The sequence below is a fragment of the Bradyrhizobium algeriense genome, from assembly GCF_003062295.1.
Taxonomy (GTDB): domain Bacteria; phylum Pseudomonadota; class Alphaproteobacteria; order Rhizobiales; family Xanthobacteraceae; genus Bradyrhizobium; species Bradyrhizobium algeriense.
This window is the reverse complement of the sequence record NZ_PYCN01000001.1, coordinates 288377-311756: the sequence shown is the minus strand read 5'-3', so window position 1 is coordinate 311756 and position 23380 is coordinate 288377. Positions and strand designations below refer to the sequence as shown.

Sequence of the window (23380 nt, the reverse complement as noted above, 5' to 3'; positions counted from 1 at the left end):
TACATACTTATGACCTATCGGGCCCATGCCGGTTACTTGACGTCCATGTCGACGCGCACGACGTCGCCGCGGTAGATGCCCTTCGACACCAGCACCAGCCGTCCCCGCTGATCCACTGCCGAGCGATCGACGAAACAGATCGGCGCATTCAGCGGCAATCCGAGCAGCTCCGAGACTTCCAGATCCGAACTGCCGATCGTCATGGTCTGACGTGCGCATTCGATCTGCACGCCGGGAATGCTCGCGACGAGGCGCATCGCGGTCAGCGTGGTGATGGCGCGCTTCGGCAGGCGGCTCGCCAGGCCTGCGTCGATATAGACCTCGGCGATAAGGAACGCCCGCCCGTCGCGGGAGTGGCGGCGCCGCAGCCGCCGGTAGGTCCGCGATATCGTGCCGATATCGTGCGGCCATCGCTCGGGCGCAGGAACCAGCGTATCCTCGAGCACCTCGATCGTCGCGCCGTCGCGCGTGTTCAACATGCCGCGGAGGTCGGTCGTCACGTCGAGCCAGACATGCGCCCGGGCCTTGTCCGTGACGAACGTGCCCTTGGCGCGATAGCGCGAGACGAGGCCTTCGTCCTCGAGCAGGCCGAGCGCCTGGCGGATCGTTGCACGCGCGACGCCGAATTCGGCCATCAGCGCTTCGATGGTCGGGATCTGCGCGCCGGCGGCCCACTGGCCGGACATGATGCGGCTGCGGAACAGGGTTGCGAGCTGGATGTAGCGCGCCACGGCGCTACGGTTCAAAGGTACTCCGGCGTCGGTCAGGCTCGCCACGGCTTTCCCCCGGCTGGCAGTTGAATTGACAAAAGTCCGTATATATGACCTTTACCGCGAAAGGAAGGCCCTTCAAGCGGCCTGCATTCTCGACGGGCGAAAGCATGAAACTGCATTGGTCTCCACGGTCGCCATTCGTGCGAAAGGTGATGGTCGCCGCGCACGAACTTGGCCTCGCCGAAAAAATCGAATGCGTGCGCAGTGTCGCGGCGATGGGCAAACCCAACCCCGCGATCATGCTGGACAATCCGTTGAGCAAGATCCCGGCGCTGGTTCTCGCGGACGGCACGGTGCTGATCGATTCGGCCGTCATCGTCGAATATCTCGACAGCCTCGCCGGAGGCGGCCGGCTGATCGCGCCGGCGGGTAGGCAGCGCTGGCTGGTGCTGAGCCGCCAGGCTCTCGCCGACGGCCTGCTCGACCTGCTCGTGCTCTGGCGCAACGAGCGCGACAAGCCGGCCGGCCGGCAGACGAACGAGTGGCTCGACGCCTTTGCCGTCAAGGCCGCCGCCACGCTCGACCGCATGGAGGCGGAGGCGGGCGCACTGGAAAGCGAGCCGTTCGGGATCGGGCACATCGCGGTCGGCTGCGCGCTCTCCTATCTGGACTTCCGCTTTGCCGATCTCGCGTGGCGCGAGGGCCGGCCCCGGCTGGCGGCGTGGCAGGCCACGTTTGCGGCGCGCCCGTCGGCCAAAGCGACGGAAATCGTCGATGGCTGAAGCGGCGCAACCACGCACGGGTCCATTGACGCACATCCGCGTGCTCGACCTCGGGCGCATCATGGCAGCGCCCTGGGCGACGCAGATTCTCGCCGACCTCGGTGCCGACGTCATCAAGATCGAGCGGCCGGGCGCAGGCGATGATACGCGCGCCTGGGGGCCGCCGTTTCTTAAGGGCCGGGAGGGCGGCGCCACCGGTGAAAGCGGTTATTTCCTCTCGGTCAATCGCGGCAAGCGATCGGTTGCCGTCGACATCGCGACCGCCGAGGGCCAGCAATTGATCCGCGCCATGGCGCAGCAATGCGATGTCGTGATCGAGAATTTCAAGGTCGGCGCTCTCGCGAAGTACGGTCTCGATGCGGCGTCGTTGCGCGGGCTGAAGCCGTCGCTCGTCTACTGTTCGGTCACCGGTTTCGGCCAGGACGGTCCGAGGAGCCAGAACGCCGCATACGACTTCGCCATCCAGGCCATGGGCGGCCTGATGAGCGTGACCGGTGAGCGCGACGGCGAACCCGGCGGCGGCCCGCAGAAGGTCGGCGTTCCCGTTGTCGATCTGATGACGGGCATGTACGCGACTGTGGCCATTCTTGCGGCACTCGCACGACGCGCCGAGACGGGGCAGGGCGAGACCATCGACCTCGCCATGCTCGATGTTGCGGCGGCGTTCCTCGCCAACCAGGCGATGAATCATCTCGTCTCCGGCAAAACGCCGCAGCGCGGCGGCAACCGCCATCCCAACATCCAGCCGCAGGACGTGTTTGCGGCGTCCGACGGACATTTCGTGCTCGCGGTCGGCAATGACGGTCAGTTCGCAAGGCTGTGCGAGGTGATCGGCGACGCTGGTCTCGCGCGCGACCCGCGCTTTTCGACCAACGCGGCCCGCGTCCGCGCCAATGCCGACCTGACGGCGCTGTTGTCCGCGGCCTTCGCCGCGTGGCAGCGGGACGCGCTCGTTGCCGCGCTGGACGCCGCCGGCGTGCCGGCCGCGCCGATCAACACCATCCCTCAAGTCTTTGCCGATCCCCAACTGCAACATCGCGGGATGCTGCGGCACCTGGCGCATCCGCTCGCAGGAAGCGTGCCCCAGGTCGTGAGCCCGATCAGGCTCGCCGACGCGCCGTTGCGCTTCGACCGGGCGCCGCCGCTGCTCGGTCAACATACGCAGGAGGTGCTGCGCGAACTCGGGCTGCTCACGTCAGGCGCATCGTGACCGGCGTCGAGGACCAGCGCCCGCGCATTCCACTGCTCGACGTCGCAGACATGAACGCCGAGCAGCGCCGGCTTCACGATTCTGTGGTGTCGGGTCCGCGCGGGCAGATGATCGGTCCGTTGCGAGCGGCAATCCACAGCCCCGAGTTGGCGTCGGCATGGTCGGCGCTCGGCGAGTTTCTGCGCTACCGCACCTGTTTGCCGGCACGCCTCAACGAACTCGCGATCATCGTGACGGGACGGCGTTGGACAGCGCAGGTAGAGTGGTGGGTGCATGCGCGCGCCGCGGTAGCGGCGGGCCTGAAGCAGCAGATCGTTGATACCATCGCAGCCCTCGAAAGCCCGGCGTTCGACGACGCGGCGGAGTTCGAGGTCTACGAGTTCGCGCGCGCATTGCAGCAGACCGGGCGCGTGCCGGCAGACACGTATGACGCCGTATTGCGCCGCTGGGGCGCGCGCGGCGTGGTCGAGTTGACGGCCGTGATCGGCTATTACACGATGGTGGCGCAGACGTTGAATGCGCACCAATTGCCGTTACCCGAGGGCGCGACGGGTCTGGCGCCCGAGACGATCCTGGTCACCCTGCTGCCGGGTCGCCACGGGAGCGCGGCGTGATGGCGGCCGGCTTCGAGACCGTTCCGGCGCCGAACGCCAGCGTGCCGGGCTGGGCGCTGCCGCCCGGCGCGTGCGATGCGCATTTTCACGTGTTCGGCCCGCACGATCGCTTCCCTCCGGCGGCGCGGCCGGTCTACGCGCTTCCCGACGCGACGCCGCAGGTCGCGGCCGCCCTGCGCCGGACACTTCGCCTGACGCGTGGCGTGCTGGTTCAGCCGGCGCCCTATGGCAGCCATCCCGATGCCATGCTGAGCGCCATCGCGGACGCGCCCGACACGCTCCGCGGCATTGCGGTCGCATATCCCGGCGTCGACACCGGCACACTCGCGGCCTGGCGCGCCGCGGGCATCGTCGGGCTCCGCTTCGTCGAAATGCGCGCACCGGATGGCAGCCGTTATCCCGGCAGCGTCGGCTTCGATGCCATCGGGGTGCTGGCGCCGCGCATGCGGGCAGTTGGCCTTCACGCCCAGCTATGGGCCAGGGCAGATGTTCTCGCGGACTGGCTACCGCATTTGCTGCGGTCGAACGTGCCGCTGGTGCTGGACCACATGGCGTGTCCTGACCGGCTGTACGGGCCTAATGCCGCTGCCTTCAGATCCATTCGCGCGCGCCTCGCCGACAGCGACGTCTGGGCCAAGCTGACGGTTTGCCGTGTGTCGCAACAACCCGGGCATGACGATGTGCGTGTCTTCCACGACGCCCTGATCGCCGCCGCGCCGGAACGTGTCGTGTGGGGGTCTGACTGGCCCTATGTGCGCATGAACCCGGCGCCGGATGCCGGTCAAATGCTCGATCTCCTGCGCCGCTGGGTGCCCGATCCGGCGCAGCGCACCCGCATTCTCGTCGACAATCCCGCCTGCCTCTACGGCTTCGAAAGGACTATCCCATGAAAGGTCTCGAAACGCTCGAACGTTTCCGCATCGACGTCACCGATCACGTCGCGACGCTGACGATCACAGCGCCGCCGGTGAACTCGCAGGATCGCAGGTTTCGCGAAGAGATCATCCGGATTTTCGACGTGCTCGGCGCCGAGATCGACGTGCGCGCGATCGTGCTGACGGGCGACGGCAAGATTTTCTCGGCGGGTGCGGATCTGTCGGAGCGCCCCGCGCTGTTGCAGGAGCCGGGCGGCTATTCGCGTCACAACCGTCTGGTGCGCGCCTCGTTCGATTGCGTGATGGAATGCCCGAAGCCGGTCATCGCGGCCGTCAACGGCGCGGCGATCGGCGCCGGTTGCGTGCTCGCCCTCGTCTCCGACATCCTCGTCATCGCCGAGGAAGCCTACATGTCCATGACCGAGGTCGACTACGGGCTCGCAGGCGGCGTCCGTCACGTACTGCGCTCGTTCAGCCCGTCGGATGCGCGCCTGATGATCTATACGGCCAGGCGCATGTCGGGCGCCGAGCTCTACCGCATGAACGTCGCGTCCGTCTGCGTGCCGCGCGAGCGTGTCGTTGCCGAGGCGCAGGCGATCGGCAGGACGATCGCGGAGAAGGTGCCGCTCGCGGTTGTTGCGGCCAAGCGTTCGTTCGGATTGACCGAGGAACTGCCGCTGCGCGACGGCTATCGCTACGAACAGAGCCAGACTGCGGCGCTGGCCGAAACCGAGGACACGAAGGAGGCGCTCGCCGCGTTCCGCGAGAAGCGCAAGCCGGTGTTCAAGGGGCGGTGAGGCGCCGGCGGGGCCCACGATTCTTGCTTGCGACGGCTGCAAATCACGCGTGGCGGGCGGCATGTCCCGGCTGGGGCATCGCGGTGCGATGGACCGGTAATTGTTTATAATTGCAAGTAAATTTCGGATACGCTCCGCCGGGCACCCGGAAATGACGTCAAATTGTCGGCCTCCGTTTCGGCCGGCAAATCGCACGAAGCGGACCTTGCAAAGCGGGGCCGGAGCAGGTAGCTAAAGCGCTCTTTCGCGACCGTCCGGACCTTATTCGGACGCATCCGGGCTCTTTAAAGCCCAAATGCCAAGCGAAAACGCGCCCGTAGCTCAGCTGGATAGAGCACCAGACTACGAATCTGGGGGTCAGGAGTTCGAATCTCTTCGGGCGCGCCATTTCGGTATAAACTGCGAACACCAGCAGCCGCCGATTCTACGCTGTCCGCAGCAGTTCGGTTTTGCGATGCCAATGGCGGCGCATTATGCTGCCGAGCAAGGACTTCGACCCGTGAGCAAGCAAGTCCTGTTCATTCAAGGCGGAGGCGCAGGGGCCCATGATGAATGGGACAACAAACTCGTCGACAGCTTGAGGCGAGAACTTGGGCCCGACTACAACGTCCACTACCCGCGCATGCCGATCGAGGCGGATCCCAGCTATACCATGTGGAAGGCCGCGCTCGCGGAAGAGATCGCCGGCCTCGACGATGGCGCTATACTGATAGGCCACTCGATTGGCGGAACGATTCTGATCAACGCCCTGGCGGAGGCGCCGCCGAACCGGAAGCTTGCTGGCGTATTTCTTATCGCAGCGCCTTTTGTTGGCGCTGGCGGCTGGCCGAGTGAAGACATCGAGCCGACGGCCCACCTCGGAGCGCGACTCCCTCCAAGGACGCCGATCTATCTCTATCACGGCAGCGAGGACGACACTGCACCGTTTGCGCATATCGATCTTTATGAGAGAGCGGTACCCGGCGCGATCGTGCATCGGCTCCTCGGCCGCAATCATCAGCTCAACGACGACTTGGCCGAGGTTGCCGCTGGTGTCCGCGCTTTGACATGAGGCGGGCCTGCCTAGCCATCGCGGCCCACGAATGTACATCGCGCATCAACGGGCACGTGTTGTCGCATCCCAATATCGCCTTGGGGCCGCCCGAGGACACGCTTGAATGCGATGCTGAAGGCGCTTTCGAATGTGTAGCCGGGCGTCGCAGCCACCTGGTGCTTAGGCCGCTGCGTCCTTGATCGCGGTCTCGAAGGTCTTTGCGTCGAAAGCCGGCATACCTCTGGATCCGTCCCAGGCCCTGGGTCGCGTACCAGACGGAGAACGCGAGCATCGCCGCCTCATTCGGGGCATCGACGATGTCGACGAAATCGTAGTAGCCCTGCATGTAGTGGATCGACTCGATCTTGATGCCCAGCTTGTCGAGTTTTGCCTTGGCCTTGCTGGTCCGCTCCGATTGCTTGCTGGCCCACTCCGGGCTCAGGTTACCCAGCAGCACGTATTTCATGGCCACCCTCCATGTCATGTTGATCATGCGCGAAGGACCACACAATTATGTGCCTTCCGGCGACCCGCGCCCATGCCGTTCCGCGTAGCGGGAACGGCGAGGTAGGGAACTCCCGGCCCCATACTTGGCCGGCAAGCCCTACACCCAGCGCCGTACCCGCGCGCGGTAGCGGCGATAGACGTCCCCGAACTTGCGCTTGAGATAGGCTTCCTCGCGGGCGATCACACCGTAGCGGATGACAAGCGCGAAGGGCACCAGCGTCATCAGCAGCCAGAGGCTGTTGAAGGCAATGGCCAGGCCGATGAGCCCCAGCACCATGCCGAGATAGATGGGGTTGCGCGTGAAGCGGTAGGGGCCCGTCTCCACGATGGTCGTGGTCGGCAGATTGGTGGGTACGTTCGAGCCGGCCCGGGTCATGGTAAAGATCGCCCACGCGACCAGTGCCAGCGCAAGGGCAAATACGATCGCGCCGAACCGGCCTGCAGAAATCACGGCCGGCAAGAACGGCCAGGGCATGAGCCAGTTGAGCGCGAGCCCGGCCAGCACCGCGAGCGCCCACGCGATCGGCGGCCGGACAATGACGTCAGCGGTATCTGCCGGGTTAGCCATGGCGGGACCGGTGAACCTGCGCTCCTTTCGATGTTGCCAGCCCGAAAACTATTTGCAAGCGTAGCGCAAAATCGCTTGCAGTCCGAGATTTGCCGGTTGGAGCGCGTGGCGCGCTGCAGCATCATCGCGCCACGGCGAAGCAGTAGTGGAGATCTTTATCGGCCGGGGCCGCGCCCTACGCCAGAACACGCTGGACCATGTCAGCACGTCCCGGCGATCGCGCCGGGCGCCGCCATCCTCACCAAACGGATCAAGACCGACCAGCAGCGATCGGAACGATTCGGCAGATGCCAACTTGAATCGCGGAGCCGTTGTGTGGGGCGGCACCTTCGCCCGACCTGGGGCGGTAGTCCAAACACGAAGTCCGTGCTTGCGCATCAAACGGACCGAACAAGGGAGGAATACGATGAGTTGGAATTGGGGCGAACTGATTGGGCTAAGCTTCGCTGTGTTGCTGCTCGGCGCTGCGATGATTGCCAATGTCAGTGACGGCCCTATGCGCGAAGTGCGTGGGGCTTGGGTGGCCAAGGTCCTGCGATAGGCAGGCCTGGCCTCTTGGCTGAGGTCAATGGCGGCGCTTGCGCCACGCTAGCTATTTCAACGTCTACTGCCGAAGCCTGATCTCCGACGCGCTCGTGCAAACGAACGCCACGGCGAGGCCGTCTACGATTGCAGCCGCACCTGTAGGCTTCGGCTGCAGCGAGGAATTCTTGGTGGCGCGCACGGTGAAACATGGTGCCGATCTTCATCGGCCGTGGCGCGCCACGCGTGAATATCGCGGACCCCTCGCGCCCGATCAGGACGGTGTGTGGCCGAGGCGATACGCCGTCGCCTCGACCAGCCGGACTGACGCAGCCGTCAGCTCTCCTTGGCAAACAGCTTGGCGTAGCGCTCCAGATAGAGCGGCCAACCCCGATCGCCGGCCACGCCCTCGCGGACGCCTTGCCAGCCCTCGCCGTGGCGGTCGAGATTGCGGTGCTCGATCTCGACCCGCGTGCGTTGCGGAGTTTCGGCGATGAACCGTACTTCCCACTCGCTGGTTTTCAGCGGGTCGTCCTCGATTTGCCACCGCGGGCTGATGTCCCAGCTCAGCAATACCCGGCCAGGCGGCTCGTAGGCCAGCACCCGCGCCCAACGGCACACGCTGCCGTCAACCCCGCGGTCGTAGAGAAAGCCGCCGACCTTCGGCTCGAACACGGTCTCGGCGATCTCTACCTTGAGCAGGTTGTGCTCGGCGGGCTTGAAGCTGCCGAAGTCCTCCGTGAAGACCTTGAATGCGCGCGCGATCGGAGCCTCGACCACGATCGACGTGCGCACGGATGTCTCTGCTGCCTGGATACTCATCGGATCTCCCTCTCTTGGTTGCTCGACCGCCGTCTTGTAGGCCGCGAGCGTCTTGGTCCAGAAGCGGTCGAGTTCGGCCCGAAGCGCTGCCAGCCCATCGCGGTCGACCTCGTAGATGCGCTGCTTGCCGGCTCGTCTGTCGACAACCAGACCGGCGTCCTTGAGCACCTTCAGATGCTGCGAGACCGCCGGCCGGCTGACGGGCAGCGCGCGGGCCAGCTCGCTGACCGCGCTGGGGTGCTCGATCAGCCGCTCAAAGATCGTCCGCCGGGTCCGATCACCCAGCGCCGTCCAGCCGTTCGTTGCGTAAGTCATCACTTACGCGTAAGTCTATACTTACGCGTTTCGCGGAGTCAACCCAGTCTGCAGGCTTCTTGAACACGTCCCAGTGGGCGGAGGCACGTCGGACGCGCCAGCTCGAGCCCTCTTGCCAGCAGCGTGTAGTGCCGACTTCTTCTTCAGAAATGATGCACGCCCAGCGCCGAGAATGCGCCGTCGTGCGGCTCGTGGCCGTCCATCGTCGGCTGGCCGAGAAAGCCGAGCTGCAGCGGCATCGGGTGCAGGAGCGACGTCGGTATCGCGCCCGCGGTGTCGAGCAACGGTATGTCGTGCTGCGCGGCGCCGGAAAGATCCGTCGTGCTGGATGTCAGTCCGGAAAGGTCCGTCGCCAGCGGCGCAAGCAGGCCCGTGGCGGGTGTGTCATGGAGCAGGCCGCTCACCGCGCCGGTAAGACCATCGACCAAGTGACCGACGGTGTCTGTTACTGTCGACGTCAGTTGCCCGACCGTGGTGTTCAGGCTCGATATCGTGCTCGACACCGCTGTGAGTGCGGTGTCGACGATGCCGGTGACGGTGTCGGCAAGCGTGTGAACGGATGCGCCGAGATCGAGCGTGGATGAGGCGATGCTGCCGCCATGCGAGGCGGTGCTCTCGCCCGCCGATGGCGCGCGATCGATGGAGGCGCTGAAGCTCGATAGCGCAGGCGACGATGCAAGAGCGTTCGTGGCGAGCACTTCGCCTGCCGGCGTGTGGTCGAGGGTCGCGCCCGCATCCTGCGGCGGGACCGCTGCCGTCGCGTCGGCGTGGACCGCCGGTGAAAGATCGGCGGCCGGAGAGTCGATCGTGCCGGCATGCTGCTCCTCGTGGCCCGGCCCCGGATCGGCCGGCGCCAGCGTCGCTGGAATGATTTCTGCCGGAAGCGGATGCACGGCAGCCGATTCCGCCGCGCGTGCCTCCCCCTCGTGCTCGAGGCGATGCAGCGCCGTGTCGGCGTCGTTGAGCAGGCCGAGCAGCATGGTGGCGAAAGCAACCGACTCGGTTGCCGAGATATGACGGCTGCGCTCGGCTTCGTCGGAGCGGCGGGCGTTCTTTTCGGATTCGACCATGGCCACCTCCTCGTCAGCGTTCGCGGAATGCGCGGGTGATTTCGTCGCGCAGCGGTCCGAGCAGATATTCGAACAAAGTGCGCGGACGCGTCGGCACGATCACCTCGGCCGGCATGCCGGCCTGCAGATCGATGCGCGATTTCTTGACGTCGTTCGGATCGAGCGCGACCTCGACGGCGTAATAGCCCTGTCCGGACTTGTCGTCGGTCAGGCGGTCGGCGGACACCGTGTGCACGGTGCCGTATAGCCGGGGGCGCTCGATATAGTTGACGCCGGTGAGCTGCACTTCGGCGCGGTGGCCGACGGCGACGTCGTTGATGTCGGACAGTTTCAGCTTCGCGGCGGCGATCAGCGGATTGTCCGTCGGCACGATGTCCATCAGCCGCGCACCGGGCTGGATCACGCCGCCCTCGGTGAAGACGTCGAGGCCGACCACGGAGCCGGTCGCAGGCGCCGTAATCCGCGTGCGGGTCATCACGTCAGTGGCGGCGTCGATCTTGGGCGTCAGTTCGGCGAGCTTGTTTTCGGTCGCGCGTAACTGGTCGGTGATCTCGCTCATGCGCGCGCGCTCGACCCTGGCGATCTCCAGATCATTCTGCGCGATCTGCTGCTGCATGCCGGCGATGCTGGCCTGCTGCGCGCCGATATCCGCCTGCAGTCTTGCGTCTTCGCGCTGCAAGGCGAGGATGCGGGTCTTCGGCGTATAGCCTTGCGCGAACAGATGCTGCGCGCCGTTCATCTCGTCCGTCAGCAGTTCCCGCTGCTTCTCGGTGCCGGCAAGCTGCGCCCGCGTCCCCGTGATTTGCGACTCCAGTTCCTTGATCTTGCCACGCAGTACCGCCGTCTCGGCGGCGAACTGGTGTTTCCGCGCCGCCATCATCGCCGTCTCGTTCGCCATCGCCTGGCGCACGGCGGACAGCTCGCCGCGCGCGCGGAGGCCTTCGTCGAAATCCGGCGCATCGTTTTTGTCGCGTTCGGCCATCAGCCGCGCGCGGGCGGCCAGCGCGGCGTCGCGATCGGCTGCGAGAACGTCGAGCTTGGCGCGCGGGTCGCTGTCGTCGAGCCGGATCAGCAGCTGGCCTTTTTCGACGCGCGCGCCGTCACGGATGGTGAGCTGGCGGACGACGCCGCCGTAAGGATGCTGCACGCTCTGCCGCCGTCCTTCGACCTGCAGGTTACCGTTGGCGATGGCTGCGCCCGAAATTGGCGCGAGCGTTCCCCACATCGTCATCGCGGCCGCGAATGCCGCGACCACGCTGCCGCCGATCAGCGCCGGCCGGGCGGGTCGCGCGTAGCGCGCGCGGTCACGCATCGGGGTGAGGCCGTCGTCGATCGCGGTCATGATGGGCGCCCCGCGGCGGCCTGCTGCAGGGCGCGATAGACCTCACCCGGGGGCCCAAGCATGTCGAGCATGCCGCCCCGCAGCACCATCATGACGTCGACGATGTCGAGAATGGTGGTCCGGTGGGTGATCACGATGACGGTGGCGCCCTCGTTCTTGGCCTGCAGCAGCGCGATCTTGAGCGCCTCTTCGCCGGGCGCATCGAGGTTGGCGTTGGGCTCGTCGAGCACGAGCAGCGGCGGCCGGCCGAGCAGCGCACGCGCCAGCGCCAGACGCTGGCGCTGCCCGCCGGACAGGCCGACACCGCCGGGGCCCAATCGCGTGTCGTATTGCTTCGGCAGGTCGAGCACCATCTCGTGAATGCCGGCGCGCTTGGCGGCGTCGATGATCTCCTCCGTCGAGGCGTCGCCGAAGCGGGCGATGTTCTCGCGGACGGTGCCGGCGAACAGGCCGACGTCCTGCGGCAAATAGCCGACATGGCGGCCGAACTCGAGCGGATCCCAATGGCTGTAGTCGAGCCCGCCGAAACGCAACCGCCCGTCGGCCGGTGCGATGGCGCCAACAAGAAGGCGGGCCAGCGTGCTTTTGCCGGAGCCGCTCGGGCCGACGACGCCGAGCGCCTGGCCGCCGCCAAGCTCGAACGTCAGGTCCTTGATGACGGGCTCCTTGCGCGCCGGCAGCAGGCAGCGCAGTTCGCGCGCTTCGATGGTGTTGCGCGCCCGCGGCACGATGGTATGCGGCGGCGTCAGGTCGATGTTTCCGAGCAGCTCGCGCACTTCCGCATAGGCCTCGCGTGCTCCGATGAACTGCTTCCAGGTGCCGACGGCCTGTTCCACCGGGACCAGCGCCCGGCCCATCACGATGCTGGCGGCGAAGATGGTGGCCGGCGTGATGGCATGGTCGATGGCGAGCCATGCGCCGGTGCCGAGCATCAGCGACTGCAGCAGCAGGCGGAAGAACCGGATCGAGGACGTCATCACTGCGTTCTTGTCGCTGGCCTGCGCCTGCTGCACCAGCATCGACGAGCGCTGGCTCTGCCAGTTGCGCTCGACCGCCGGCTGCATGCCCATCGCACGGATGACGTCGGCGTGGCGCAGGATGTTCTCGGTGAACACGTAGGACTGGTTGCCGGCGGCCTCCGCTTCCTTCATCGGCTCGCGGGTCATCACCTCGTTGAGGCCGGCAAGCCCGAGCAGCAGGATGGCGCCGATCGTCGCGACGATGCCGAGCAGCGGATGGATGAAGAACAGCAGCATGAGATAGATCGGTATCCACGGCAGGTCGAACGCGAAATAGATGCCTGGACCGGTCACGAAGGTGCGGAATTGATCGAGATTGCGCAATTGCTGCGCGCCACGCGAGGCGCCGCGCTGCGCCGAGTGCACCACCAGCGCCTCGAACACGCGCGCCGACAATTCCATGTCGAGGCGGATGCCGCAGCGGATCAGGATGCAGGAGCGCACCGCGTCCAGCGCCGCCATGGTGAGCAGCGCGATCGCCAGTATCAGCGTGAGCAGGACGAGCGTGGAAACGTTTTCGTTGAGCAGGACGCGGTTATAGACCTGCATCAGATAGAGCGGCGAACTCAGATAGAGCAGGTTGATGGCGCTGGAGAACAGCCCGGCCCAGAGGAAGTGCGGCCACAGCGCAATCAGCGCCTGGCGAACGTCGTCGGTCCGGCGCTGCGGGGCGACGGATTCATCAAGCGCGGTCAGCGTGCCCGTAGGCATTGAGCGATCACCTTGGGCGTGGTTGACATGGTGCTGCGCGATCCGGGATGTGCAGCGCAGGCGGTCGAGACGTGACGTGGGGATGCGTTCCCCACGCCGCGCGTTCTTGAAATGATTTGACTCAGCGAAGGTTAGGCGAGCCCGTGGAGCAGGCCGCCGACATCGAGATGACCGACATCCGCGCTGGCACCGATCAGGGTCGGTGCGGAAACCGAGGCGTCGATACCCTCTAAGCCGGCAGAGAGGTCGATGCTCGGGCTGGTCTCAATCAGCGCGCCGAGATCGAGCGTGTTCGACAGATCCGCCGTGGTGCCGGCGCTTGCAGAGGCGCTGCCGCTAGCGCCTGCGCCGCCAAGGACGCCAGTGGCGGTTCCGAGCAGGCCATCGACGGTACCAAGCAGGTTTCCGAGTAGAGCAGCCATGTAGTCAACTCCTTTGATAGTTGGCTGAAATGCGACGAACGTCGCGCTGCACAAAGCCATGGCAGGCGGAAAGGTTGCGGACTCACATGCGGCGTTTTGGTGATGATTTGTTGGGAGCGGAACCTTCCCGGGTTGCCGGTCGCCGACGGGCCGACCATGATGTGATTGTATTTGGAAAGTCGATGTCGGAAGAGAAAGCTGAAGTCGTGGTGCTCGGCGCGGGCATCGTCGGCGTATCAACGGCCTATGCTGCACGAGAGCGCGGGATGTCGGTCGTTCTCGTCGACCGGCGCGAGCCGGGCAGCGAGACCTCCTATGGCAATGCCGGCATCATCAGCAGCGGCTCGATATCGCCGCTCAATAATCCGTCGCTGTGGAAGGCGCTGCCGAAATACCTGACCAACCGCCACGCCGCGTTGCGCTGGAATCCAATATGGGCGGTTCAAAACGCGGGATGGGTCGTGCGTTTTCTGGCCGATTCGGCATCGTCGCGTTTCAGGCCGCGGGCGACCGCCCTGCATGGTTTGATCGGCGCTTCCGCGAAATTGCACCGGGAATGGATCGTGAAAGCGGAAGCGGGGCATCGCATTCGCGAAACGGGCTGGCTGAGGGCGTGGCGCGGCGATGCGGTCGCGGCGGCGAAGCAGGAACAGGCGCTGCTGGCCGAATACGGCATCGCCAGCGAACTGCTTGACCGCCAGGCCATCTCCGCGCTCGAGCCCGGTATCGTGCCCGTCTATAAAGTGGGCATGCTGCACACGGAGACCGCTTCGGTCGACTCGCCAGGCGAGGTGGTCAAGGCCTATGCGAGGATGTTCGCCAGCGCCGGCGGCGATATCAGGCAGTCGGATATCAAGGCGATCGCGCCTGACGGCGATCGTTGGCGCGTTGTGCTGGCCGATGGTGAGATTTCGGCGCGCCATGTCGTGGTCGCGCTGGGACCCTGGTCGGCAGAAATCCTGCGGCCGCTCGGCTACCGCGTTCCGCTTGCCTTCGAGCGTGGCTATCATCGCGAATTCAAGCCGAACCCGGCGCGTCCGTTGCGGCGTCCGATCTATGACATCGACGGCGGTTTCATCATGACCCCGATGGAGCAGGGCATCCGTGTCACCTCAGGCGTCGAGCTGACCGGCCGCGACGCGCCTTCCTCGTTCGCCCAGCTCGATCAGGTGGTTCCGCTGGCGCGCGGCGTGGCCGAATTCGGCGATGCGGTCGGCGATGCATGGCGAGGCTCGCGGCCGACGCTGCCGGACAGCCTGCCGATGATCGGTCCGGCGCCCCGGCATGCCGGCCTGTGGCTTGCTTTCGGCAACCAGCATATCGGCTTCACGACCGGTCCCGCGACCGGCGCCGCCACCGCCGCCATGATCGGCGGCGCGCCGCCGCCTTTCGACGTCGCGCCGTTCGCGCCGGATCGCTATATTTCTTGACGCCGCTGGCGCACCGCCGCTGCCCTGGCCGCGACCAGCATGAAGAAGCTGAGCACGCCGCTCACCCCGGCGGTGACGAAGAACGGCTTCAGGTCCGCGCCGGGGCTGACGTCGAGCACGATCGGCGGCGATGCGACCGCGATGTTGTTCTTGCGGTAGCCCTCGCCGACGGCCCCGGGAAGACCATCACGCACCAGAACGCCCGGTTGCGTCGTGATCTGGAAGGCCGGCGTTCTCGGCGAAAGCATCACCATGCTGCCGCCACCGGGCGGCACATAGGCCGTCGTGTTGGTCTTCATGAAATAGACGAGAGGTTGCCCCGGGCGCCAATTCGCCGGAGTCAATGGAATGTAGCGGTCGAGTATCGTCGTGCCGGAGCTTTTGGTCCCGAACTCGATGATGTATTCGGTCCGCGCGATGCCGGTGATCGTCACATGTGTTGATCGCGGCGTGTTGCCCTTCGACAGGTCGAGGCTCTCGACGTCGACCGTTTCCGTCGACTTCACGTAGCCGTACCAGCCGGCGCCGGCCGCGATCGCGAGGGCCAGGACACCCAGCAAAACGAAAGTCGCGGGCGATCCGGCGCCCGCAGTGGCGCCGCGCAGTTGATCCTGCATGCCGGTAAGCGTGACGAGCACGGCGGCTGGAGTAAGCAGCACCATGAGCGGAAAGATCAGGGTGCGCTTCAGCCCGTAGGAGCCGAACTGCTCCAATTGCCACTCGGCGGCCAGCCGGTAGAGCCCTGCGTAAGCGTACCACTCGTAGAAAATATAAGCGCAGGCCGCCGCGATGTAGAGCCAAATGACCCACTTAAGAACCGACTTCATCATTCCCCCTCAAAGGCGCCTCGGCTGCAAATGCGCGGGCTGTGATGGTTGGTCGAGATTGCGTCAACCCTGCGATGCAGACTGAGAAAAAATTTAGACGTCACGGAATAGGACGGATGACTCGCGTTTTTTTCCCTGGGGGAGTCCGCAAAAAATGATCGACCGCACCTGCCCGGCAGCATGAGACCGCGTGCGGCCCCGAACGATGCAAGCGAAGATCTCCGCATGAGTGCGGGCAAAGCTGCCGGGCAGCATCGCGAGCGCCGCAAGCAAGACACCAGCTCGGACTCGTTCGCTGGCCGATGAGCCCTGACGCCGCGCAACCGGCGGCCGTGTTGAGCCATCTCGGTTCAGGTCGCTCGAAAAATGGGCGCAGGCTTCGAGGCGGCGGGCCTCGGTGTCCGGTGCGGTCCCTGCATGGCCCACATTCTGGAACCAGGGACATTGAATTCGCTCGAACTTTTTGCGGCCGCTAAACCTTCTCTGGATCTGGCGCCTGTTGTGAGACCGGGGGGTGCCTTGGCACGCGCATTGCAGTCACCGCAATGGGCATTGTCGCGGTGGGCAATCGTGGCAATCTCTAACTCGCTCTTGCATGGGACGACAGTTTGGTGACACCGTTGCGCTTGCTTTGCCGGCCTGAGAACGTGGGGCGTGCTGGTCGGTTTTGGGGTTTTTGTAGATGTTGCGTCTGATTGCCCGGCGTCTTGCCATCGGTGTGCTGGTTGCGCTCACCGTGATGACGCTCGCGTTCCTGCTGACGCGGTTGTCCGGCGACCTTGCGGTCTCGATCGCGGGCCCGTCGGCAACGCAGGCCGACGTCGAAATCGTGCGCAAGGCCTACGGCCTCGATCGCCCGCTTTATGTCCAGTTCTTCGCCTGGACCGGCCGCGCCATGGTCGGTGATTTCGGCCAGAGCTATTTCTTCAAGGACAGCGTGGCGAACCTGATCCAGAAGCGCCTGCCGATCACGGTCACGCTCGGCCTCGTCGGTCTGAGCCTTGCGTTGGTCATCTCGATTCCACTCGGCATCCTGGCCGCGCTGCGCGAAAATACCTGGGTCGACCGCGGCGTCACCCTGTTCACGATGGTGGGGCAGGCGGTGCCGAGTTTCTGGCTGGCGCTGATCCTGATGATCGTGCTCGGCCTGCAGCTCGGCATCCTGCCGATCTCGGGCACCGGCACCTGGCAGCATTTCGTGATGCCGGGGATCGTGCTTGCCTTCACGGCGATCCCGGCGCTGACGCGGCTGACGCGTTCGGGGATGATCGAGGCAATGGCGTCCGACTATATCCGTACTGCGCGCGCAAAGGGCCTGTCGCGGGCGCGCATCGTCTTCAAGCACGCGCTGCGTAACGCCGCCATTCCCGTCGTTTCGATTGCGGCCGTTCAGCTCGGCTTCATGCTGGGCGGCTCGATCGTCATCGAGACCGTGTTCGCGCTGCATGGCGTCGGCTATCTCGGCTGGGAGAGCATCGCCAAGAACGATTTTCCGGTGGTGCAGGCGGTGGTGCTGGTGCTCGCCGTGTTCTATATCGGCCTCACTCTCCTGGCCGACATCCTCAATGCCCTGCTCGATCCGAGGCTGCGCACGGGATGAGCGAGCCGATTGCCATTCAGGCGCCCCAACCTTCGAGCACAGGTAGCTTGCGCATCGGCACCGCCGGCTTTGCGATCGGGATCGCCATCGTCGCGCTCGTCGCCGCAGCCGCGGTGGTCGGCAACGCGCTGGTGCCGCAGGACCCGTTCATTCAGGACCTCGGCAATCGATTGATACCGCCGTTCTGGATGGAGGGCAGCCAGGCCGGGCACCTGCTCGGCACCGATCAGCTCGGGCGGGACTATCTCGCCCGCCTGGTCTATGGCGCACGCATTTCGCTCTTGATCGGCATCATGACGGTGATCACGTCCGGCCTGATCGGCATCACGCTCGGCGTGCTCGGCGGATTCTTTGGCGGCCGCGTTGACGATTTCGTGCTGTTCGCTATCACGACGCGGTTGTCGATCCCCGTCGTGCTGGTCGCGCTCGCGGTGGTCGGGCTGATGGGATCGGGCCTCGGGCTCGTCGTCGCGACCCTTGGGCTGTTGTTGTGGGATCGCTTCGCGGTGGTGGCGCGCGCCACCACCATGCAGGTCCGCAACCACGATTATGTCAGCGCCGCCTGGTGCGCCGGTGCCTCGATGCCGCATATCCTGATCAGGGAGATCCTGCCGAACATTGCGAGCCATCTCGCCGTGGTGGCAACGCTGGAGATGGCGCTGGCGATCCTGCTCGAAGCCGCCTTGTCGTTCCTCGGCCTCGGCGTGCCGCCGCCGCTGCCGTCCTGGGGGCTGATGATCGCCGAGGGCAAGGATTACATGTTCTTTTCACCCTGGGTGATCATGATCCCCGGCGTCGCGCTGGCCGTTCTGGTGCTCGGCATCAATCTGGTCGGCGACGGACTGCGTAACCTGCTCGGCGCGGAGCGGCTGCGATGAGCGCGCTGCTGGAGGTCGAGGAGCTTCAGGTGAGTTTCGGTGGCCGCACCGCGGCGGTGCGCGGCGCCTCGTTCCGGGTCGAGAAGGGCGAGACGCATTGCCTGGTCGGCGAATCCGGCTGCGGCAAGTCGGTCACCGCGCTGGCCGTCATGAGCCTGCTCGCCCGCGGCGGCCAGCGTTCGGCAAAACAGATGAGCTTTGCCGGCACCGACCTCACGTCGCTGTCGGACCGCGAAATGGCGCGGCTGCGCGGCAACCGCATGGCGATGATCTTCCAGGAGCCGATGACCAGCCTCAACCCGGCGTTTACGATCGGCTCGCAGATGGCCGAGGTGCTGACGCGCCACAAGGGCGGCTCGCGCGCGGCGGCGCTGGACCGCGCCGCCGAACTGATGGGCCGCGTCGGCATCACTGCGCCTGGCATGCGGCTCGGCCAGTTCGCGCACCAGCTCTCGGGCGGCTTGCGCCAGCGCGTGATGATCGCGATGGCGCTGATGTGCGATCCTGAATTGCTGATCGCCGACGAGCCGACCACCGCGCTCGACGTCACCGTGCAGGCGCAGATCCTGCGGCTGCTCGCCAACCTCAAGCGCGAGTTCGGCCTCTCGATCCTGCTGATTACCCACGACCTCGGCATCGTCGCGCGCATCGCCGATCATGTGTCTGTCATGTATGCCGGCGAGGTGGTCGAGCGCGCGACGACCGCGGAACTGTTCCGTGCGCCGCAACACCCCTACACACGCGGTCTCCTGTCCTGCGTGCCGGTGCCTGGCCGCGTGCAGCGCGACCGGCCGCTCGGCTCGATCCCCGGCGTGGTGCCGGCGATCGGACCCGGCTTTGCCGGCTGCGCCTTCCGCTCGCGTTGCGCCCACGCCGACGAGACTTGCGAGCATAAAATTCCGCGGCGGCAGGCAGGCGACGCGCACGACTATCTTTGCCGGCTCGAGCCGGACTGGGCGGAGCTGCAACCCGCATGACCGCCGCGATCGAGGTCGAGAACCTGCGGTGCGAATTCCGCGTCCACACCGGGTTGATGTCGGCGGAAAAGCGCGTGGTCGCGGTCGACGATGTCACCTTCAGCGTCCCGGCCGGCAGCGTGCTCGGCATTGTCGGCGAGTCCGGCTGCGGCAAATCCACGCTTGCGCGCCTGATCCTTGGGCTGCTCAAGCCGACGGCGGGGACCGTGCTGGTCGACGGCAAGCGCCTGTTCGACCTCGACCGCAAGGCGCGTGCCCGGCTGATCCAGCCCGTATTCCAGGATCCGTTTGCTTCCCTCAATCCGCGCCGGCGCATCAAGGACATCGTCGCCCTGCCACTCGCAGCCCAAGGTACCGTCTCGCGCGGCGAGATCGAGCGCCGGGTCGGCGACATTCTCGAGCGCGTCGGGCTGTCGGCCGCCATGGGCGAGCGCATGCCGGCGCAGCTTTCCGGTGGGCAGCGCCAGCGCGCGGCGATTGCACGCGCACTGGTGCTGGAACCCAGGATCGTGATCTGCGACGAGCCGACCAGCGCGCTCGACGTCTCGGTGCAGGCGCAAATCCTCAACCTGCTTGCCGATTTGCGCCGCGATCTCGGGCTGACCTACCTCTTCATCAGCCACAATCTCGCCGTCGTGGAGCACGTGGCGAGCGAAGTCGCCGTGATGTATCTCGGCCGTTTTGTCGAGCGCAACGAAACCGATGCACTTTTTCGCAAGCCCCGGCATCCCTACACCCAGGCGCTGCTGGAGAGCGTGCTGACGCCGGAGCCGGGCAAGGGCGTGCCGGACATCGGTCTCGGCGACGTCATGCCGGATCCGGCCAATATTCCGCCGGGCTGCCGGTTCAACCCACGCTGCCGCATCGCGGTCGAGCGCTGCCGCCATGAGGCACCAACGCGCATGGTCCGGCCTCCCCAGGGAATGGTAGAGTGTCATCTGGCATAGGGCGTGCTTCACGCCACTTCGAAAAACACCAATAATGGAGCGCGATATGCGTATGCAAACTAAACTCGGTGCTGCCATTCTGGCGGCGGCTTTGCTCGGCGCCGGTGCGCTGCCCGCGACGGCTCAGAAATCCGCCGACACGCTGCGGATCGTGATGCGCGACGCGCTTCCCAACGTCGATCCCTATTTCAACAATTTGCGCACCGGCGTGGTGATGCACCACCAGGGCTGGGACGCGCTGGTCTACCGCAATCCGGATACGTTCAAGCTCGAACCGCTGCTCGCCACCGAGTGGAAGCTGCCGGATCCGACCACCATCGAGTTCACACTGCGTCCGGGCGTCAAATTCCACGACGGCAGCCCGTTCACGGCCGATGACGTCGTCTACACCATCAACCTCGTGGCCGATCCGACGAGCCGCGTATCGACGCCGTCGAACTACAACTGGATCGACAAGGCCGAGAAAACCGGCGACCTTTCGGTGCGCGTCACGCTGAAGCGGCCGAACCCCGCGGCGCTGGAATATTTCGCGCTGGTACTGCCGATCTATCCCAAGGCCTATCGCGAGAAGGTCGGTGCCGAGGGCTACGCCAAGGCGCCGATTGGTGCAGGTCCCTACAAGATGACCAAGGTCGAGCCTGGCGTCTCCATCGACTTCGAGCGGTTCGAGGATTACTGGGCCGGCAGCCCGAAGGGCAAGCCGGCGATCAAGAAGATGAGTGTGCGCTTCGTGCCGGACGCCAGCACCGAGATGACCGAATTGCTCGCCGGCCGGGCCGACTGGATCTGGAACATGAACCCGGACCAGCTCGAACCCGTCAACCGGATGCCGCATCTGCAGTCGGTGCGCAAGGAATCGATGCGGATCGGCTTTCTTTCGATGGATGCCGGCGGCCGCACCGGCGCCGACAATCCCCTGACCAAGCTGAAGGTACGGCAGGCGATCTGGCATGCGATCGACCGCAAGGCGATCGCCGAGAAGCTCGTCACCGGCGGCAGCCGCGTTCCTTCAGCGCCGTGCTTCCCGTCGCAGTTCGGCTGCGATGCCGAAGCAGCAGTAGCCTACGACTACGATCCGGCGAAGGCGAAGAAGCTTCTGGCAGAGGCCGGTTATCCCGATGGCTTCGATGTCGAGCTTGCCAGTTACGTGCTGCCGCAATGGGGCTCGGCGGTCCAGAACTACCTGCATGCGGTCGGCGTCCGCGCCAAGCTCAACCAGCTTCAGACGGCAGCCCTGATCCAGCGTGCCAAGGCGGGCGAATTGCGGATGTATCTCGGAAGCTGGGGCAGCTATTCGATCAACGACGTCTCGGCCGTCCTGCCCAATTACTTCGACGGCGGCGCCGACGACTATGCGCGCGATCCCGACGTGCAGAAATGGCTGCTGCAGGGCGGATCGTCCATCAACCCGGAGGTGCGCAAGGAGGCCTATTCGGCGGCGATCAAGAAGATCACCGAGCAGGCCTACTGGGCGCCGCTGCATACTTACGTGACGACCTACGGTCACTCCAAGCAGCTCGATTTCACACCGTACCCGGACGAGTTGCCGCGCTTCTATCTGGCGAAGTGGAAATAGGGGCGGATAGGGCTCGCAGGCTTAACCGACTTTGGCCGGTCCCGTGCGTGCATGGGGCTTCTGAGCGATGCGATGCTCTTAAGCAAGTCATGAGCGGTCGCGCCGCTGTTTCATTCTGGGCCGGCGTTTCCCGAAAAAGCACAACGCCGCACCAGCGGAGTATGATCGCTGGGCGGCGTTGGGAATTTACTGGGCCCTCAAATCCCCAGCACTGATATGTCAGCAAGACGCGTGCCGGGTTCGATCACGATCTGTAACACTCCGGTCGAGCGCGCCTACCCACGGACCATCGGAAATCGGCAAATTCTGCGCCTGGGCTGCGAAAAGCGTTTCTAATTGATGAACTCAATGCCGGTCCGGCCGTTGCATCGTGCGAGCGGAGTGCCTTGAGCCGACGGGACAGGAGCCGCAGTCTGTCGACTACCCGACACGGCTTGTCTTTTGACTTTCTTTGATCGATCGGATCAGGGGGCGGCGGGCTCGAGTAGCAATTGCCACTGCGCTAGCTAGTCCGACTTCTTTACGCCCAGAGCCTTTGCAACGGTATATCGACCAGCGTCAGGCGTTGATCGTCGCTAACGCAGACCCCGGCCGTCAACGGTCGGCTCGATTGGATTTGAGACCGATGGATTATCAGGCGTTCACCAACGACAGTCTCACCATGATGTACGAGGGCATCCGTGGCGCGCTTGCCTCTGATGATGCGCAGAAGGCGGCAGGCGACCAGCCCCGGTTTCGCGTTCGGGAGACGCCCGATTGGAGAGCGCACGCGGCCAATCTGGAGAGCGAGATGCTTCGGCGCGGCATGTTTTTCGAGATCATTGACTGGTCGGAAGACCAGCAGCAGCTTCCGTTCTAGAGCTTCGGTTCTGATTGAATCAGAACCGAAGCTCTAGATTGTTGTTTTGACGCGTTTTCTTCACGCGAAGCGGTACCCACTTCGCTCGAAAACGCTATAGTCCGGCTGCCCGGATGCACGCCGGGCTTCTTGCACGGCGTTCCACTTGCCGCGATCGAGCGCCAGCCAGACGATGCTGCGCAGTGACCTCAGCCGCCGAACCGCTCGATAACATCTGCGAGCGGAATATGGCCGACACAAGCGCCTATTCCCGAACCGATGTCGCCGTTCTCCAGCGCCGTTGCATGGATCACGGCGGGGTCGGCTTCGATGCGTCGGCGCAGGGCGGCGAGTTTTGGCCAGCGTGAGGGATCGGCGACCTGATGGAAGTCGAGCCATCGCGCGACGCCGACCAGAAGGCCGTCGGCCAGCGTCGGGCGCTCACCCATGAGAAAGGGCTGATCGTCGATCATGGCCTCGAGCTTGTCATGCCGCTCGATCACCCGCGCGGCGCCGAACTCGCGCAGCGATGCCTGCATTTGCGGGTTCGGTTTTTCCATCTCCATCGCGACCCATAGCGGCGAGAAGGCGCCGGTGAAGCCCGTGTTAACAAAGGCCATCAGCTGGTGCATCCGGTCTGCTTCCGGCGACAGTGGCGCGAAGCTGATGCGGTGCTCGCTGTCTCGTGCCTCGAGCCATCCGGCGATCGCCATCGTCTCGGTCAGTACCCGCCCTGCATCCGTGATCAGGGCCGGCGTTTCATGCCTTGCATTGATGCGGGCATAGGAAGGGTCGCGCATCTCGCCGAGCATATCGACGCGGCACAGCCGATAGGGTTTGCCAAGCCATTCGAGCGCGGCGACAAGCCCCATCGAGCTTCCGGCCGGGAAGCCATAAACAAGAATCGGTTCCATTGGTATGTTCTCCGTGATTTCTGCTGATCACGCTGCGCAGCGTGACTGGAAACTACGGATCGCGCTGCCCA

The 23380-nt window shown here is 65.2% G+C and carries 23 protein-coding genes, 1 tRNA gene and 1 pseudogene; 15 read left to right on the top strand and 10 right to left on the bottom strand.

Features of this window, described 5'->3' with window-relative positions:
- Nucleotides 1-32: 32 nt before the first annotated feature.
- The gene (locus C7G61_RS01500) at nucleotides 33-746 is read right to left on the bottom strand and encodes a GntR family transcriptional regulator (protein WP_202975745.1); all 714 of its coding nucleotides are present in this window, start codon (nucleotides 744-746) and stop codon (nucleotides 33-35) included.
- Nucleotides 747-820: 74 nt separating this feature from the next.
- On the opposite strand from C7G61_RS01500, the gene C7G61_RS01495 reads away from it, so the two are divergent.
- The 7 genes from C7G61_RS01495 to C7G61_RS01465 all read left to right on the top strand — a co-directional run bounded on the left by C7G61_RS01495 (nucleotide 821) and on the right by C7G61_RS01465 (nucleotide 6042).
- Nucleotides 821-1495 (top strand): glutathione S-transferase family protein, encoded by a 675-nt coding sequence (locus tag C7G61_RS01495; RefSeq protein ID WP_274542256.1) that lies wholly within the window; start codon nucleotides 821-823, stop codon nucleotides 1493-1495.
- Nucleotides 1488-2705, top strand: a complete 1218-nt coding sequence (locus C7G61_RS01490; protein ID WP_108512297.1) for a CaiB/BaiF CoA transferase family protein — start codon at nucleotides 1488-1490, stop codon at nucleotides 2703-2705. Before C7G61_RS01495 ends, C7G61_RS01490 begins: the two co-directional genes overlap by 8 nt.
- Complete coding sequence (locus C7G61_RS01485) at nucleotides 2702-3319, top strand: carboxymuconolactone decarboxylase family protein (RefSeq protein WP_202975744.1); 618 nt, start codon at nucleotides 2702-2704, stop codon at nucleotides 3317-3319. The genes C7G61_RS01490 and C7G61_RS01485 overlap by 4 nt, the downstream gene beginning before the upstream one ends.
- The gene (locus tag C7G61_RS01480) at nucleotides 3319-4209 is read left to right on the top strand and encodes an amidohydrolase family protein (RefSeq protein WP_108512296.1); all 891 of its coding nucleotides are present in this window, start codon (nucleotides 3319-3321) and stop codon (nucleotides 4207-4209) included. The genes C7G61_RS01485 and C7G61_RS01480 overlap by 1 nt, the downstream gene beginning before the upstream one ends.
- Nucleotides 4206-4991: an enoyl-CoA hydratase/isomerase family protein gene (locus C7G61_RS01475; RefSeq protein ID WP_108512295.1), complete on the top strand. Its 786-nt coding sequence runs from the start codon at nucleotides 4206-4208 to the stop codon at nucleotides 4989-4991. The genes C7G61_RS01480 and C7G61_RS01475 overlap by 4 nt, the downstream gene beginning before the upstream one ends.
- Nucleotides 4992-5301: 310 nt before the next feature.
- A tRNA-Arg gene (locus C7G61_RS01470) sits at nucleotides 5302-5378 on the top strand.
- Between the two features lie 73 nt (nucleotides 5379-5451).
- Entirely contained in the window at nucleotides 5452-6042 is a 591-nt protein-coding gene (locus C7G61_RS01465) for an alpha/beta fold hydrolase (protein ID WP_190241612.1), read from the top strand.
- On the opposite strand, the gene C7G61_RS01460 is transcribed toward C7G61_RS01465, so the two are convergent.
- Together C7G61_RS01460 and C7G61_RS01455 are read right to left on the bottom strand one after the other, a co-directional pair.
- Nucleotides 5993-6490: a GYD domain-containing protein gene (locus tag C7G61_RS01460; RefSeq protein WP_108512785.1), complete on the bottom strand. Its 498-nt coding sequence runs from the start codon at nucleotides 6488-6490 to the stop codon at nucleotides 5993-5995. The genes C7G61_RS01465 and C7G61_RS01460 overlap by 50 nt on opposite strands.
- A 138-nt stretch (nucleotides 6491-6628) precedes the next feature.
- On the bottom strand, nucleotides 6629-7099 hold the full coding sequence (locus tag C7G61_RS01455) for a methyltransferase family protein (RefSeq protein WP_108512293.1): 471 nt from the start codon (nucleotides 7097-7099) through the stop codon (nucleotides 6629-6631).
- 406 nt (nucleotides 7100-7505) lie between these two features.
- On the opposite strand from C7G61_RS01455, the gene C7G61_RS46960 reads away from it, so the two are divergent.
- Nucleotides 7506-7640: a hypothetical protein gene (locus C7G61_RS46960; protein WP_274542255.1), complete on the top strand. Its 135-nt coding sequence runs from the start codon at nucleotides 7506-7508 to the stop codon at nucleotides 7638-7640.
- 824 nt (nucleotides 7641-8464) lie between these two features.
- Here C7G61_RS46960 and C7G61_RS44405 read toward each other — a convergent pair.
- The 5 genes and pseudogenes from C7G61_RS44405 to C7G61_RS01430 form a co-directional block, all read right to left on the bottom strand.
- Nucleotides 8465-8758 (bottom strand): annotated as a pseudogene (locus C7G61_RS44405) (ArsR/SmtB family transcription factor); the annotation flags it as partial.
- Between the two features lie 143 nt (nucleotides 8759-8901).
- Nucleotides 8902-9828, bottom strand: coding sequence for a hypothetical protein (locus C7G61_RS01445; RefSeq protein ID WP_108512291.1), 927 nt, complete (start codon nucleotides 9826-9828; stop codon nucleotides 8902-8904).
- Nucleotides 9829-9841: 13 nt separating this feature from the next.
- Nucleotides 9842-11170 (bottom strand): HlyD family type I secretion periplasmic adaptor subunit, encoded by a 1329-nt coding sequence (locus tag C7G61_RS01440; protein ID WP_108512290.1) that lies wholly within the window; start codon nucleotides 11168-11170, stop codon nucleotides 9842-9844.
- Nucleotides 11167-12900, bottom strand: coding sequence for a type I secretion system permease/ATPase (locus C7G61_RS01435; protein ID WP_108512289.1), 1734 nt, complete (start codon nucleotides 12898-12900; stop codon nucleotides 11167-11169). Before C7G61_RS01435 ends, C7G61_RS01440 begins: the two co-directional genes overlap by 4 nt.
- Nucleotides 12901-13031: 131 nt before the next feature.
- A complete protein-coding gene (locus C7G61_RS01430; RefSeq protein WP_108512288.1) occupies nucleotides 13032-13322 on the bottom strand; it encodes a hypothetical protein in 291 nt (96 codons plus the stop codon).
- 182 nt (nucleotides 13323-13504) lie between these two features.
- On the opposite strand from C7G61_RS01430, the gene C7G61_RS01425 reads away from it, so the two are divergent.
- Nucleotides 13505-14752 (top strand): NAD(P)/FAD-dependent oxidoreductase, encoded by a 1248-nt coding sequence (locus tag C7G61_RS01425; protein WP_108512287.1) that lies wholly within the window; start codon nucleotides 13505-13507, stop codon nucleotides 14750-14752.
- On the opposite strand, the gene C7G61_RS01420 is transcribed toward C7G61_RS01425, so the two are convergent.
- Nucleotides 14740-15579, bottom strand: coding sequence for a hypothetical protein (locus C7G61_RS01420; RefSeq protein ID WP_145963541.1), 840 nt, complete (start codon nucleotides 15577-15579; stop codon nucleotides 14740-14742). The genes C7G61_RS01425 and C7G61_RS01420 overlap by 13 nt on opposite strands.
- A gap of 682 nt (nucleotides 15580-16261) precedes the next feature.
- Between C7G61_RS01420 and C7G61_RS01415 the strand changes: the two genes are divergently transcribed.
- From C7G61_RS01415 to C7G61_RS01390, 6 genes are all read left to right on the top strand, one after another.
- Nucleotides 16262-17179, top strand: coding sequence for an ABC transporter permease (locus C7G61_RS01415; RefSeq protein WP_108512285.1), 918 nt, complete (start codon nucleotides 16262-16264; stop codon nucleotides 17177-17179).
- The gene (locus C7G61_RS01410; protein WP_108512284.1) at nucleotides 17176-18057 is read left to right on the top strand and encodes an ABC transporter permease; all 882 of its coding nucleotides are present in this window, start codon (nucleotides 17176-17178) and stop codon (nucleotides 18055-18057) included. The genes C7G61_RS01415 and C7G61_RS01410 overlap by 4 nt, the downstream gene beginning before the upstream one ends.
- Nucleotides 18054-19034: an ABC transporter ATP-binding protein gene (locus tag C7G61_RS01405; protein ID WP_108512283.1), complete on the top strand. Its 981-nt coding sequence runs from the start codon at nucleotides 18054-18056 to the stop codon at nucleotides 19032-19034. The genes C7G61_RS01410 and C7G61_RS01405 overlap by 4 nt, the downstream gene beginning before the upstream one ends.
- Nucleotides 19031-19981 (top strand): ABC transporter ATP-binding protein, encoded by a 951-nt coding sequence (locus C7G61_RS01400; protein WP_108512282.1) that lies wholly within the window; start codon nucleotides 19031-19033, stop codon nucleotides 19979-19981. The genes C7G61_RS01405 and C7G61_RS01400 overlap by 4 nt, the downstream gene beginning before the upstream one ends.
- A gap of 46 nt (nucleotides 19982-20027) precedes the next feature.
- Nucleotides 20028-21557 carry an ABC transporter substrate-binding protein gene (locus C7G61_RS01395; protein WP_202975743.1) on the top strand — a complete coding sequence of 510 codons (1530 nt, stop codon included), beginning with the start codon at nucleotides 20028-20030 and terminating at the stop codon, nucleotides 21555-21557.
- A gap of 625 nt (nucleotides 21558-22182) precedes the next feature.
- Nucleotides 22183-22416, top strand: coding sequence for a hypothetical protein (locus C7G61_RS01390; protein ID WP_108512281.1), 234 nt, complete (start codon nucleotides 22183-22185; stop codon nucleotides 22414-22416).
- A 188-nt stretch (nucleotides 22417-22604) separates the two neighbouring features.
- Here C7G61_RS01390 and C7G61_RS01385 read toward each other — a convergent pair whose 3' ends face one another.
- Complete coding sequence (locus tag C7G61_RS01385) at nucleotides 22605-23309, bottom strand: glutathione S-transferase family protein (RefSeq protein ID WP_108512280.1); 705 nt, start codon at nucleotides 23307-23309, stop codon at nucleotides 22605-22607.
- Between the last annotated feature and the right edge of the window lie 71 nt (nucleotides 23310-23380).